The following is a 13860-nucleotide window of genomic DNA, read 5'->3' on the forward strand; positions in this document are numbered from 1 at the left end:
TCTTATTCGGCGTTTTGTACCGCAGCGATCATGCGTACTACATCGACAGTTTCGGCCACATCATGGACGCGAAGGATGCTCGCCCCCTTGGTCATGGCCAACGCTGCCAGCGCCAAGCTGCCGTACAAACGCTCGCCGACCGGACGATCCAGCGTCAGGCCGATCATGCTCTTTCGTGAAACGCCCACCAACAGTGGGCGCCCAAGGCGATAGAGCGCTTCCATGTGCTTGAACAGGCTCAGGTTGTGCGCCAGCGTTTTGGCAAAACCGAAGCCTGGGTCAAGAATGATTCTGCTTGCATCGATGCCCGCCGATGCGCAGGCGGCCATCCGTTGCTCAAGATATCGCGTTACGTCAGCCGTCACATCATCGTAATGCGGGTCGTCCTGCATGTTGCCCGGCTCGCCACGCATGTGCATCAGGCAGACCGGCAGACCGGTATCAGCCGCGGCGTCCAGGGCACCATCGCGCTCCAGGGCGCGAACGTCGTTGATCAGGCCAGCCCCCAGCCGCGCAGACTCACGGATCACCGCAGGCGTGGACGTATCGACCGAAATGACCACATCCAGGCGGCTGCTTATCGCCTCGACCATCGGCGCCACGCGCTCGATTTCTTCGGTCACGGACACTGCACGAGCACCTGGGCGGGTGGATTCGCCACCGATGTCGATCAGCGTGGCGCCGGCGGCCACCATCGCTTCGGCATGGCGCAGCGCTGCGTCGCGCTGACTGAAGCGCCCGCCATCGGAGAAGGAGTCGGGGGTGATATTGAGGATACCCATGACATGGGTACGCGACAAATCAAGAACCCGGTTGCCGCAAGGCAACCGGGTTGGGTACTGCACTGAACTCATAGATGCCCTTAGTGTTGAGCCGCTGGGCCGCCAATCGGCGATTCTGGGCGATCACCCTGGGCTGCAGGGGTACCTGAAGCCGAGTCACCATCCCAGTCCCGCGGTTCGCGAGGGGTACGGCCGGCCATGATATCGTCGATCTGCTCGGCGTCGATGGTCTCGTACTTCATCAGCGCGTCAGCCATGGCATCGAGCTTGTCGCGGTTGTCAGTCAGCAGTTGCTTGGCAGTGGCGTAGCACTGGTCGATGATGCTGCGCACTTCCGAGTCGATCAGCTTGGCGGTTTCGCCCGACACGCTGGCGTGCTGGCTGCCGGCACTACGGCCGAGGAACACCTCACCCTCTTCTTCGGCATACATCAACGGGCCAAGCTTCTCGGAAAGGCCCCACTTGGTGACCATGTTCCGGGCAATCTGGCTGGCACGCATGATGTCGTTGGAGGCACCGGTGGTGACGCCATCGAAGCCCAAGGTCATCTCTTCGGCGATACGGCCGCCGTACAGCGAGCAGATCTGGCTGATCAGCGCACGCTTGGACAGGCTGTAACGGTCTTCCTCAGGCAGGAACATGGTCACACCCAGGGCACGACCACGCGGGATGATAGAGACCTTGTAGACCGGGTCATGCTCAGGCACCAGGCGACCCACGATGGCGTGACCGGCTTCGTGGTAGGCGGTGTTCTGTTTTTCCTTCTCGGACATGACCATAGACTTGCGCTCTGCGCCCATCATGATCTTGTCTTTGGCCAGTTCGAACTCTTTCATTTCGACCAGGCGCTTGTTGGAGCGGGCGGCAAACAGCGAAGCTTCGTTGACCAGGTTGGCCAGATCGGCACCGGAGAAGCCTGGAGTGCCACGGGCAATGACCGCCGGGTTGACGTTCTCGCCAACCGGCACCTTGCGCATGTGCACCTTGAGAATCTGCTCACGACCGCGAATGTCCGGCAGGCCGACCACCACCTGGCGGTCGAAACGACCAGGACGCAGCAGCGCCGGGTCGAGGACGTCTGGACGGTTGGTGGCGGCGATGACGATGATGCCATCGTTCATCTCGAAGCCGTCCATCTCTACCAGCAACTGGTTGAGGGTCTGTTCACGCTCGTCGTGACCACCGCCCATGCCGGCGCCACGGTGGCGACCAACGGCATCGATTTCGTCGATGAAGATGATGCATGGCGCGTGCTTCTTGGCCTGCTCGAACATGTCGCGCACACGGCTGGCACCCACACCAACGAACATTTCAACGAAGTCCGAACCGGAAATGGTGAAGAACGGCACTTTCGCCTCACCTGCGATGGCCTTGGCCAGCAGGGTCTTACCGGTACCCGGGGGGCCAACCATCAGCACACCGCGCGGAATACGGCCGCCGAGGCGCTGGAACTTGCCCGGGTCGCGCAGAAACTCGACCAGTTCGCCGACCTCTTCCTTGGCTTCGTCGCAACCTGCGACGTCAGCCAGGGTGGTCTTGACCTGGTCTTCGGACAACAGGCGCGCCTTGCTCTTGCCGAAACTCATCGGCCCGCCTTTGCCGCCCGCGCCACCTTGCATCTGGCGCATGAAGAACATGAATACCGCAATGATTACCAGGATCGGGAAGCTGGCTACCAGCAACTGAGTCCAGATGCTCTGTTGCTCAGGCTGCTTGCCTTCGACAACGACGTGGTTGTCGACCAGGTCGCCGATCAGGCCATTGTCGGTAATGGCCGGGCGCACGGTCTTGAAGTTGTCGCCGTCAGCACGCTTGCCGGTAATGATGTAGCCGTCGACGGTCACACGCTCGACTTTCCCGTCTTTAACCTGCTGGATGAAGTCGGAGTAGTTGAGGGTCTGCGGCTCGTTAGGGCTGGAGAAGTTGTTCATCACTGTCACCAGGACAGCCGCGATGATCAACCACAGGATCAGATTCTTTGCCATGTCGTTCAATTCGCTACCCTCTGAGGCCGGCGCACGACGCAGCCGTGCCTCGCATGATATTCATCGCCCTAACTTACTACATTACCTACGCATCCGCAGGCACCGTCTGTAACCCTTTGTGAAACCTAGACTACACGAAGTTCGGACGATACAGACGGGGCGGCCGATTGGAATTAACTATCGACCATCCCGTAGCACGCCTTTCACACGCCTTTGAAACCTTTACCCAGCAGGTACTGCTCACGCGAGCGATCCCGCGAAGACGATGGCTTGCGCATCTGTACCTTGTCGAACTTGGTGCGCACGTCCTTCAGGTACATGTCAAAGCCTTCGCCCTGGAAAATCTTGATGAGGAAGTCACCACCAGGCTTGAGCACGCGGGTGGCCAGGTCCAGTGCCAATTCGCACAGGAACATGGCGCGTGGCATATCCACCTCAGGCGTACCACTCATATTGGGGGCCATGTCGGAAATCACAAGGTCTACGTGAGAATCACCGACGGCGTCGAGGATCTGCTGCAGGACTTCATCCTGAGTGAAGTCGCCTTGAATGAAGGTAACGTCAGGGATCGAGTCCATTTCCAGGATGTCCGAGGCGATCAGACGGCCTTGGCCACCAATCAGACGACTGGTCACCTGCGACCAGCCACCAGGCGCAGCGCCCAGGTCGATCACACTCATGCCAGGGCGGATCAGGCGGTCTTTCTCCTGGATCTCCAGCAGTTTGTAGCTCGCACGCGAGCGGTAGCCATCCTTCTGCGCCTGCTTCACAAAAGGGTCGTTAAAATGCTCTCGCAGCCAGTTAGCGCTGCTTTTGGAACGTTGTACCACGGGGCACCTCGATGATATGCGTCGTGATTGACTGGGCGGAGCCAGGGGCCCTCGGGTAAAATGCCTGTCAATTTTACAGAATCAGACGGAAAGGGTCAGATTATGCCGCTCAATAACGAGCAGAAGAAGCAATACAAGTCCATTGGTCATGACCTGAAGCCGGTCCTGATCGTTGCTGGCAACGGTGTTAACGAAGGCGTTGCCGCCGAACTGGAACGCGCACTCGCCGATCATGAACTGATCAAGGTCGAGATTCGCTCCGAAGATCGTGAAGAACGTGCCGCCGCCATTGCCGAATTGTGCAAGGTCGGCCGCGCTGAGCTGGTGCAGACCATCGGCAAGAAAGCGCTGATCTACCGCAAGAACCCACAGCCTAACAAACAGCTGTCCAACATCCACCGCTTCAAGTAACAGCGGCTCCGATCAGTGGCGCGCCTGGCGCGCCCTGACCGGTACTGGTTGGGCTACCAGCACGATGCCGGAAAAACCCAGCACCAGAAAACAGAACATCTGCCAACGCTCGCCCACGGAAACCCCGTAGCGCAACGTGTAGTAGCTGACGCAAGCGCCAAAGCCGAGCAACAGCATCTGCCCACGGAACTGCCGCCACCAGGCTGACAGGCCGTCCACCCTCGCCAATACCGCCAACTGGGTCAACAACCCAAGCAGCGCCACCCCGACCAACCAACGATCGATCTGGCCAGCGACGTCCTGCACCAGCAACGGCGCCAAGCCAGTGACTTTGAGCGCGGGCACCAGCCCCACATGGAACACCCACAAGCCGCCGACCCAGAAAACCTGGGCCAGCTGCCAGAGGATCCCTTCAAGGGATGGCGCCCGCAGGCGCCGGTCAGATGTGCTGGACTTCGACAATCTCGTACTCGACCGTGCCGCTTGGCGTCTTGATGACGACGATGTCGCCTTCTTCCTTGCCGATGATGGCACGGGCAATCGGCGCACCTGCCGAAAGCTTGCCGAGCTTGATGTTGGCTTCGTCCTCACCAACGATCTGGTACTTCACCCGCTCGTCGGTCTCGGTATTGGCCAGCTCAACGGTGGTGCCGAAAATGACCTTGCCGGTATGGGCAATGGTGGTCACGTCGATCACGACCGAGTTCTGCAGGCGGCCTTCGATATCGCGGATACGCGCCTCGACCATGCCCTGCTCCTCACGGGCGGCATGGTATTCGGCGTTTTCCTTGAGATCGCCCAGCTCGCGCGCCTCACCAATGGCCTGACTCAAGCGCGGGCGCTCGGTCTTGCTCAGGAAAAGGTGCTCTTCTTCCAGGGCGCGAGCGCCCTGGACGGTCATCGGGTATTTGGTAATGCTCATGCTTTGAGTCCTGCATGCAGATCCTGCAAGCGACGAACGGTCTTCTCAGGACCAAACTTCAACGCTTCGCAGATGGCTTCACCGGCCGCAATGGTGGTGGTGCAGTAAATCTTGTGCTGCAGCGCATTGCGACGAATCGAGTAGGAATCAGCGATCGACTGACGGCCTTCGGTGGTGTTGATGATCAGCGACACTTCGTCGTTCTTGATCATGTCTACCACGTGCGGACGACCTTCGGTCACTTTGTTCACACGGCGCACTTTCAGGCCTGCCGCCTCGATAACCTTGGCGGTGCCGGCAGTAGCAACCACTTCGAAGCCCAGGGCGATCAGGTCGCGGGCAACGCCAGCCACTTGTGGCTTGTCGTCGTCACGCACGCTGATGAACGCAGTACCGCCGGTCGGCAGCACTTCGCTGGCACCCATCTGGGCCTTGGCAAAGGCTTCACCGAAGCTATCGCCGACGCCCATGACTTCACCGGTCGATTTCATCTCAGGGCCGAGGATCGGGTCAACCCCTGGGAACTTGGCGAACGGGAAGACGGCTTCCTTGACGCTGTAGAAGTTCGGGATGATTTCCTGGGTGAAACCGATCTCTTTCAGGGTTTTGCCAGCCATGACACGGGCCGCGATCATCGCCAGGGAGGTGCCGATGCACTTGGAGACGAACGGTACGGTACGCGAAGCGCGCGGGTTGACTTCGATCACGTAGATCTTGTCGCCCTGCAGGGCCAGCTGAACGTTCATCAGGCCGACTACGCCCAGCTCCAAGGCCATTTTCTTGACCTGTTCGCGGACTTCGTCCTGCACGTGGGCCGGCAGCGAGTACGGTGGCAGCGAGCACGCCGAGTCACCGGAGTGAACACCCGCCTGCTCGATGTGCTGCATGATCGCGCCGATCACCACGTCAGTGCCGTCGCAGACCGCATCCACGTCCATCTCGATGGCGCAGTTGAGGAAGTGGTCGAGCAGTACCGGGCTGTCGTTGGAAACCTGTACCGCCTCACGCAGGTAGCGCTTGAGCTCGTCCAGTTCGTAGACGATCTCCATGGCGCGGCCACCCAGCACGTAGGACGGGCGCACCACCAGCGGGTAACCGATACCGCCAGCGGCACGGATTGCCTCTTCTTCGCTGCGCACGGTGGCGTTTGGCGGCTGCAGCAGGTTCAGGCGCTGAACCATCTGCTGGAAACGCTCACGGTCTTCGGCACGGTCGATGGCGTCTGGGCTGGTACCGATGATCGGTACGCCGGCCTCTTCCAGGGCGCGCGCGAGTTTCAAAGGGGTCTGGCCGCCGTAATGGACGATCACGCCCTTCGGCTTCTCGACGCGGCAGACTTCCAGCACGTCTTCCAAGGTCAGCGGCTCGAAGTACAGACGGTCGGATGTGTCGTAGTCGGTGGAGACGGTTTCTGGGTTGCAGTTGACCATGATGGTCTCGTAACCGTCTTCACGCAGGGCCAGTGCCGCGTGTACGCAGCAGTAGTCGAACTCGATGCCTTGGCCGATACGGTTAGGGCCGCCACCCAGAATCATGATTTTGTCGCGGGTCGACGGGTTGGCCTCGCACTCTTCCTCGTAGGTCGAGTACAGGTAGGCGGTGTCGGTGGCGAACTCGGCAGCGCAGGTGTCGACGCGCTTGTAGACCGGGAACACTTCCAGCTTGTGGCGGTGGCGACGCAGGTTCTTGTCAGTGATGCCGAGCAGCACAGCCAAACGCTGGTCCGAGAAGCCCTTGCGCTTGAGGCGCAGCATCAGGTTCTTGTCGATGGCCGACAGGGCGAGGGTCTTGACCTTCTCTTCTTCCTTGATCAGATCTTCCATCTGAACCAGGAACCACATGTCGATGCCGGTCAGGGCAAAGATCTCTTCGCAGGTCATGCCCGAGCGCATGGCGTCGGCGACGTACCAGATGCGCTCGGCGCCCGGCACGGTCAGCTCGCGCTTGAGGATGCTGGCAGCTTCTGGGCTGGCCAGGTCGACTTTCGGGTCCAGGCCGCAGGCACCGACTTCCAGGCCGCGCAGGGCTTTCTGCAGGGATTCCTGGAAGGTACGGCCGATGGCCATGACTTCACCCACGGACTTCATCTGGGTGGTCAGGCGGGCGTCGGCTTTCGGGAACTTCTCGAAGGCGAAACGTGGCAGCTTGGTGACGACGTAGTCGATCGACGGCTCGAAGGACGCTGGGGTGCGGCCGCCGGTGATGTCGTTCTGCAACTCGTCGAGGGTGTAACCAATGGCCAGCTTGGCGGCGATCTTGGCGATCGGGAAGCCGGTGGCCTTCGAAGCCAGGGCGGACGAACGCGATACGCGCGGGTTCATCTCGATGACGACCATGCGGCCGGTGTCTGGGCAGATACCGAACTGCACGTTGGAACCGCCAGTTTCGACACCGATTTCACGCAGCACCGCCAGCGAGGCGTTGCGCATGATCTGGTATTCCTTGTCGGTCAGGGTCTGCGCAGGGGCAACGGTGATCGAGTCACCGGTGTGCACGCCCATCGGGTCGAAGTTTTCGATCGAGCAGACGATGATGCAGTTGTCCTTTTTGTCGCGGACCACTTCCATCTCGTACTCTTTCCAGCCGATCAGCGATTCGTCGATCAGCAGCTCTTTGGTCGGCGACAGGTCCAGACCACGGGTGCAGATTTCTTCGAACTCTTCACGGTTGTAAGCAATACCGCCACCGGTGCCGCCCATGGTGAACGACGGGCGAATGATGCACGGGAAGCCGAGCTTTTCGAGGACCGCATAGGCCTCTTCCATGCTGTGGGCGATACCGGAGCGCGGGCACTCCAGGCCGATGTCCTTCATCGCCTTGTCGAAGCGCGAACGGTCTTCTGCCTTGTCGATGGTGTCAGCGTTGGCACCGATCATCTCTACGCCGAACTTCTCCAGAACGCCATGGCGCTCCAGGTCCAGGGCGCAGTTCAGTGCGGTCTGGCCACCCATGGTCGGCAGGACCGCGTCTGGGCGTTCTTTTTCGATGATCTTGGCTACCGACTGCCACTTGATCGGCTCGATGTAGGTAGCGTCGGCCATCGACGGGTCGGTCATGATGGTGGCTGGGTTGGAGTTCACCAGGATGACGCGGAAACCTTCCTCGCGCAGGGCTTTACAAGCCTGGGCGCCGGAGTAGTCGAATTCGCAGGCCTGGCCGATCACGATCGGGCCAGCGCCGAGAATCAGGATGCTTTTAATGTCTGTACGTTTTGGCATGGTTGTCACTCAAATCCGCGGGTCAGTCGGCAAGCCGTCTTGAACAATCTGGGTCAGGCGCTTCCGGGCGCGGCGCGAGCCGGCCCGGGGCCTTGATGCAGGATGCTCAGCGGCGCTTGGCCATGGCATCAGTGAAACGATCGAACAGTGGCGCGACGTCAGTCGGGCCTGGGCTCGCTTCAGGGTGGCCCTGGAAGCTGAACGCGCTCTTGTCGGTGCGCTCGATACCCTGCAGGGTGCCGTCGAACAGCGACTTGTGGATGGCGCGGACATTGCCCGGCAGGGTGGCTTCGTCAACGGCGAAACCGTGGTTCTGGCTGGTGATCATGACCACACCGGTGTCCAGGTCCTGGACGGGGTGGTTGGCGCCATGGTGGCCGTGGCCCATTTTCAGGGTCTTGGCGCCGGAGGCCAACGCCAGCAGCTGGTGGCCCAGGCAGATGCCGAATACCGGGATCTCGGTTTCGAGGATCTCTTTGATCGCCTGGATCGCGTAGTCGCACGGCTCAGGGTCGCCAGGGCCGTTGGACAGGAACACGCCATCGGGGTTGAGGGCGAGCACTTCGCTGGCTGGGGTCTGGGCAGGCACCACGGTCACGCGGCAGCCACGGGCAACCAGCATGCGCAGGATGTTCAGCTTGACGCCGTAGTCGAAGGCGACCACGTGGTAGGGCAGCTCGGAGGCTTCCAGGGTCGGGTGGCTGTCGGTTTTCAGTTCCCAGACGCTTTCGCGCCACTCGTAGCGCTCCGTGGTGGAAACGACCTTGGCCAGGTCCATGCCCTTGAGGCCCGGGAAGGCGCGGGCAGCGGCGATGGCGGCTTCTTCGCTGATGTTGTCACCGGCGAGGATGCAGCCGTTCTGAGCGCCCTTTTCACGCAGGATACGGGTCAGGCGACGGGTGTCGATGCCAGCGATGGCGACGACGTTGTTGGCCTTGAGGTAGTCAGGCAGCGACTGGGTGTTACGCCAGTTGCTGGCCAGCAGCGGCAGGTCACGGATGACCAGGCCGGCGGACCAGACGCGGTTCGACTCGGCGTCTTCCGGCGTGGTGCCGGTGTTGCCAATGTGCGGATAGGTCAGGGTAACGATTTGCTGGGCGTAGGAAGGGTCTGTAAGGATTTCCTGGTAGCCGGTCATAGCGGTGTTGAATACCACCTCACCAACGGTCTGACCGTCGGCACCGATGGCTTCACCGCGAAAAATACTGCCGTCGGCAAGGGCGAGTATGGCTGGCTTTGTCAAGAAGACCTCCCGTAAATCAAGCATGAAAGGGCGATCGCAGGTTGCAAAAAAGCGGAGTGACGTATGGACACGTCACCCCGCTTTCATGTGCTGAATTCAATTCGCTGCGCGCTTTTAGTGGACACACTAAAGCTGTAGCTTACAGAAAAGTGCGTTTTGGGTCTACCGTATATGTGTCTCTAAAACACATGATTGCGACAGACCTGATGAACTGCGGTGGCTTCTTCGCGGGCAAGCCCGCTCCCACAGGTGCCTCACAAGCCACAAAGGCTGTGTAATCCCCAACGGGGACCCCGCATGCCTGAAGGCCTGCGCAGTACCTGTGGGAGCGGGCTTGCCCGCGAAGAGACCACCGCAGCTCGAACAGCTCAGCGCAGTTCGAGCACATCCTGCATGTCGTACAGGCCCGGCTCGCGCCCGTCCAGCCACAGCGCAGCACGTACCGCACCCTTGGCAAACGTCATGCGGCTCGACGCCTTGTGGGTGATTTCCAGGCGCTCGCCTTCGGCGGCGAACAGCACGGTGTGGTCACCCACCACGTCACCGGCACGCACAGTGGCGAAGCCGATGGTCTTGCGATCACGCGCGCCGGTCTGGCCTTCACGGCCATACACTGCCACCTCCTGCAGGTCACGGCCCAACGCATTGGCAACCACTTCGCCCATGCGCAGCGCAGTACCCGACGGCGCATCGACCTTGTGCCGGTGGTGCGCCTCGATGATCTCGATATCGACATCATCACCCAGCACCCGCGCCGCCATGTCCAGCAGCTTGAGGCTGAGGTTGACACCCACACTGAAGTTGGCGGCGAACACGATCGGAATTTCCTTGCCCGCGTCAGCCAGCAATTGCTTCTCTTCGACGCTGAAGCCGGTGGTACCGATGATCATGGCCTTGCCGTGCTTACGGCAGAAGGCCAGGTTCTTCAGGGTCACCGAAGGGTGCGTGAAGTCGATCAGCACGTCGAACTCGTCAATGACCTTGTGCAGATCATCGACGATTGGCACGCCAATGCGCCCCAACCCCGCCAGCTCGCCAGCATCGGCACCCACCAGGGTGCTGTCCGGACGATGGATGGCAGCCGTCAGGCCAGCCTTCGGGGCCTGATGCTGAACAGCCTCGATCAGGACCTTGCCCATCCGCCCTGCTGCGCCCATTACCGCAATACGTCGCATAACCTGTTCCTTGTCAGAGATCGCCGAAGAAGCGCTTCACACCATCGAACCAGCCACTGGCCTTGGGCGAATGGGAGCTGTCGCCTTCCAGCGAGTCACGCAGCTCTTCGAGCAGCTCGCGCTGACGACGGCTGAGGTTGACCGGGGTTTCCACCGCCACACGGCACAGCAGGTCGCCCGCACCACCGCCACGCACCGGCGCAACACCCTTGCCCCGCAAGCGGAACTGCTTGCCGGTCTGGGTACCTTCCGGAATCTTCAGCTTCACGCGGCCATCGAGGGTCGGCACTTCCAGCTCGCCACCCAGGGCCGCATCGGTATAGCTGATCGGCACTTCGCAGTACAGGTGCTTGCCATCGCGCTGGAAAATCTCGTGCTCACGCACGCTGATGACCACGTACAGGTCGCCAGTCGGGCCACCATGGGTACCGGCCTCGCCCTCGCCCGACAGGCGAATGCGGTCACCGGTATCGACACCCGCCGGCACCTTGACCGACAGCGTCTTGTATTCCTCGACACGGCCTTCGCCGTGGCACGCGCCGCAAGGGTCGGTGATGATCTTGCCCTGGCCATGGCAACGCGGGCAGGTCTGCTGCACCGAGAAGAAGCCTTGCTGCATGCGCACCTGGCCGATACCCCCGCAGGTCGGGCAGGTCGATGGGGTCGAGCCCTTCTTCGCACCGGAGCCATCGCAAGGCGTGCAGTTGACCAGCGTGGGCACGCGGATATTGACCGTGGTGCCACGCACCGCTTCTTCCAGGTTCAGCTCCAGCGTGTAGCGCAGGTCGCTGCCACGCTGGGCGCCGCCACGACCACCGCCGCGACCACCGCCGAAGAAGTCACTGAACACATCGCCAAAGATGTCAGAGAAGTTGGCACCGCCAAAGCCTGCACCGCCGCCACCCATGCTTGGGTCGACGCCGGCATGGCCGTACTGGTCGAACGCCGCACGCTTGCTCGCGTCAGACAGTACTTCGTAGGCCTCGTTGGCCTCCTTGAACTTGTCTTCCGACTCTTTGTCACCCGGGTTGCGGTCTGGGTGGAACTTCATCGCCAGGCGGCGATAAGCCTTTTTCAGGTCAGCTTCACTGGCGCCGCGCTCGACACCCAGGACCTCATAATAATCACGCTTGGACATAGGTCATTTGCACCTTGTTGGGCGTTCGGCATCCGCGCCGCGCCATCAGCACCTGCCCGAATACCACGAAGGGCCTAGACAAATGCTGTAAAAATTCTCGAATTCCAGATACGCCAACGCGGGAGCAAGCCCCCGCGCGGCGACATCCTACCAGCTCACCGACAACCGCCGGTGAGCTGGCCGACAACATGCAACGATTACTTCTTGTCGTCGCCTTTCACTTCTTCGAACTCGGCGTCAACCACGTCATCGTGCTTGGCTTCCGGCTCGGCCTGCTGCGCGCCACCCTGAGGTTGTTCAGCCGACTGCTCGGCGTACATCTTCTGGGCAACCGGTGCGGAGACCTTGGACAGCTCTTCGACCTTGGCGTCGATCGCGGCCTTGTCGTCGCCTTTGACAGCGGCTTCCAGGGCAACCACAGCCGCTTCGATGGCGGTTTTCTCTTCAGCGGTGACCTTGTCACCTGCATCAGCGACCATCTTGCGGGTCGAGTGAACCAGCGCATCACCCTGGTTACGGGCAGCAGCCAGCTCTTCGAACTTGCGGTCTTCCTCGGCATTGGCCTCGGCATCACGCACCATGCGCTCGACTTCTTCATCCGACAGGCCGGAGTTGGCCTTGATCACGATCGACTGAGCCTTACCGGTAGCCTTGTCTTTCGCACCGACGTGCAGAATGCCGTTGGCGTCGATGTCGAAGGTCACTTCGATCTGCGGAACACCGCGTGGCGCTGGTGGAATCTCGGCCAGGTCGAACTTGCCCAACGACTTGTTCTGCGAAGCTTGCTTGCGCTCACCCTGCAGCACGTGAATGGTCACTGCGCCCTGGTTGTCGTCGGCAGTCGAGAACACCTGCGACTTCTTGGTCGGAATGGTGGTGTTCTTCTCGATCAGCGCGGTCATCACGCCACCCATGGTTTCGATACCCAGGGTCAGCGGGCTGACGTCCAGCAGCAGTACGTCTTTCACGTCACCGGCCAGAACGGCACCCTGGATGGCGGCGCCCATGGCGACGGCTTCGTCCGGGTTGACGTCCTTGCGTGCTTCCTTGCCGAAGAAGTCAGCAACGGTTTTCTGTACCAGCGGCATACGGGTCTGGCCGCCGACCAGGATCACGTCGTCGATCTTGCTGGCGTCGATGCCGGCGTCTTTCAGCGCGATGCGGCAAGGCTCGATGGTGCGTTGCACCAAGTCTTCTACCAGCGACTCCAGCTTGGCGCGGGAGATCTTCACGTTCAGGTGCTTAGGACCGGTGGCGTCTGCGGTGATGTACGGCAGGTTGACATCGGTCGACTGAGCGGACGACAGCTCGATCTTGGCCTTTTCAGCAGCTTCTTTCAGGCGCTGCATGGCCAGCGGGTCGCCCTTCAGGTTCATGCCGGACTCTTTCTTGAACTCCTCGACGAGGTAGTCGATCAGCAGCATGTCGAAGTCTTCGCCACCCAGGAAGGTGTCGCCGTTGGTAGCCAGTACTTCGAACTGGTGCTCACCGTCAACTTCGGCAATTTCGATGACCGAAACGTCGAAGGTACCGCCACCCAGGTCATAAACGATGACAGTGTGGTCGCCCTTGGCCTTGTCCATGCCGTACGCCAGTGCAGCAGCGGTCGGCTCGTTGATGATACGTTTTACGTCCAGACCCGCGATGCGGCCGGCGTCTTTGGTGGCCTGACGCTGGCTGTCGTTGAAGTAGGCCGGAACGGTGATGACCGCCTCGGTAACAGGCTCGCCGAGGTAGTCTTCGGCGGTCTTCTTCATTTTCTTCAGCACTTCGGCGCTGATTTGTGGCGGCGCCATTTTCTGGCCGTTGACTTCGACCCAGGCGTCACCGTTGTCAGCCTTGGCGATTTTGTACGGAACCAGCTGAATGTCTTTCTGCACGACTTGCTCATCGAAGCGGCGGCCAATCAGGCGCTTCACTGCGAACAGGGTGTTGTGCGGGTTGGTGACAGCCTGGCGCTTGGCCGACTGACCTACCAGGATTTCGCCATCGTTGGCGTAAGCCACGATCGAAGGGGTAGTACGCGCACCCTCGGCGTTTTCGATGACTTTGACGTTACCGTTTTCCAGGATGGAGACACACGAGTTGGTGGTCCCCAGGTCGATACCGATGATTTTGCCCATGTTAACTCTCCCGAAACTTGAATTTGGTAGCAG

At 60.8% G+C, this 13860-nt stretch carries 11 protein-coding genes; 1 reads left to right on the plus strand and 10 read right to left on the minus strand.

Annotated features, from left to right (window positions below; all coding sequences use genetic code 11):
- Nucleotides 1–2: 2 nt before the first annotated feature.
- From folP to rlmE, 3 genes are all read right to left on the minus strand, one after another.
- Complete coding sequence (gene folP, locus ACSSU5_RS07140) at nt 3–854, minus strand: dihydropteroate synthase (RefSeq protein WP_492560874.1); 852 nt, start codon at nt 852–854, stop codon at nt 3–5.
- An 8-nt stretch (nt 855–862) separates the two neighbouring features.
- Nucleotides 863–2767 carry an ATP-dependent zinc metalloprotease FtsH gene (ftsH, locus tag ACSSU5_RS07145; protein WP_264311518.1) on the minus strand — a complete coding sequence of 635 codons (1905 nt, stop codon included), beginning with the start codon at nt 2765–2767 and terminating at the stop codon, nt 863–865.
- Nucleotides 2768–2970: 203 nt separating this feature from the next.
- Nucleotides 2971–3597: a 23S rRNA (uridine(2552)-2'-O)-methyltransferase RlmE gene (gene rlmE, locus ACSSU5_RS07150; RefSeq protein ID WP_258703328.1), complete on the minus strand. Its 627-nt coding sequence runs from the start codon at nt 3595–3597 to the stop codon at nt 2971–2973.
- A gap of 102 nt (nt 3598–3699) precedes the next feature.
- Between rlmE and ACSSU5_RS07155 the strand changes: the two genes are divergently transcribed.
- Nucleotides 3700–4008 (plus strand): YhbY family RNA-binding protein, encoded by a 309-nt coding sequence (locus ACSSU5_RS07155; RefSeq protein ID WP_027595032.1) that lies wholly within the window; start codon nt 3700–3702, stop codon nt 4006–4008.
- 12 nt (nt 4009–4020) lie between these two features.
- On the opposite strand, the gene ACSSU5_RS07160 is transcribed toward ACSSU5_RS07155, so the two are convergent.
- The 7 genes from ACSSU5_RS07160 to dnaK form a co-directional block, all read right to left on the minus strand.
- Nucleotides 4021–4470 carry an MFS transporter gene (locus ACSSU5_RS07160; RefSeq protein ID WP_264311517.1) on the minus strand — a complete coding sequence of 150 codons (450 nt, stop codon included), beginning with the start codon at nt 4468–4470 and terminating at the stop codon, nt 4021–4023.
- On the minus strand, nt 4448–4930 hold the full coding sequence (greA, locus tag ACSSU5_RS07165) for a transcription elongation factor GreA (RefSeq protein ID WP_264311516.1): 483 nt from the start codon (nt 4928–4930) through the stop codon (nt 4448–4450). Before greA ends, ACSSU5_RS07160 begins: the two co-directional genes overlap by 23 nt.
- Entirely contained in the window at nt 4927–8148 is a 3222-nt protein-coding gene (gene carB, locus ACSSU5_RS07170) for a carbamoyl-phosphate synthase large subunit (RefSeq protein ID WP_492560875.1), read from the minus strand. The genes greA and carB overlap by 4 nt, the downstream gene beginning before the upstream one ends.
- A gap of 106 nt (nt 8149–8254) precedes the next feature.
- Nucleotides 8255–9391 carry a glutamine-hydrolyzing carbamoyl-phosphate synthase small subunit gene (carA, locus tag ACSSU5_RS07175; protein ID WP_492560876.1) on the minus strand — a complete coding sequence of 379 codons (1137 nt, stop codon included), beginning with the start codon at nt 9389–9391 and terminating at the stop codon, nt 8255–8257.
- Nucleotides 9392–9759: 368 nt separating this feature from the next.
- Nucleotides 9760–10566: a 4-hydroxy-tetrahydrodipicolinate reductase gene (dapB, locus tag ACSSU5_RS07180; RefSeq protein WP_264311513.1), complete on the minus strand. Its 807-nt coding sequence runs from the start codon at nt 10564–10566 to the stop codon at nt 9760–9762.
- Nucleotides 10567–10579: 13 nt separating this feature from the next.
- Nucleotides 10580–11704: a molecular chaperone DnaJ gene (gene dnaJ, locus ACSSU5_RS07185; protein ID WP_492560877.1), complete on the minus strand. Its 1125-nt coding sequence runs from the start codon at nt 11702–11704 to the stop codon at nt 10580–10582.
- A 197-nt stretch (nt 11705–11901) separates the two neighbouring features.
- Nucleotides 11902–13827, minus strand: a complete 1926-nt coding sequence (gene dnaK, locus ACSSU5_RS07190) for a molecular chaperone DnaK (protein WP_264311511.1) — start codon at nt 13825–13827, stop codon at nt 11902–11904.
- Nucleotides 13828–13860: the final 33 nt, after the last annotated feature.

This window comes from Pseudomonas sp. E1MeOHC2, from assembly GCF_058745025.1.

Coding starts and splice junctions, on each gene's coding strand:
- folP (WP_492560874.1), bottom strand. CDS start 854: ATGAGTTCAGTGCAGTACCCAACCCGGTTGCCTTGCGGCAACCGGGTT.
- dapB (WP_264311513.1), bottom strand. CDS start 10,566: ATGCGACGTATTGCGGTAATGGGCGCAGCAGGGCGGATGGGCAAGGTC.
- ACSSU5_RS07155 (WP_027595032.1), top strand. CDS start 3,700: ATGCCGCTCAATAACGAGCAGAAGAAGCAATACAAGTCCATTGGTCAT.
- greA (WP_264311516.1), bottom strand. CDS start 4,930: ATGAGCATTACCAAATACCCGATGACCGTCCAGGGCGCTCGCGCCCTG.
- dnaJ (WP_492560877.1), bottom strand. CDS start 11,704: ATGTCCAAGCGTGATTATTATGAGGTCCTGGGTGTCGAGCGCGGCGCC.
- ftsH (WP_264311518.1), bottom strand. CDS start 2,767: ATGGCAAAGAATCTGATCCTGTGGTTGATCATCGCGGCTGTCCTGGTG.
- carB (WP_492560875.1), bottom strand. CDS start 8,148: ATGCCAAAACGTACAGACATTAAAAGCATCCTGATTCTCGGCGCTGGC.
- dnaK (WP_264311511.1), bottom strand. CDS start 13,827: ATGGGCAAAATCATCGGTATCGACCTGGGGACCACCAACTCGTGTGTC.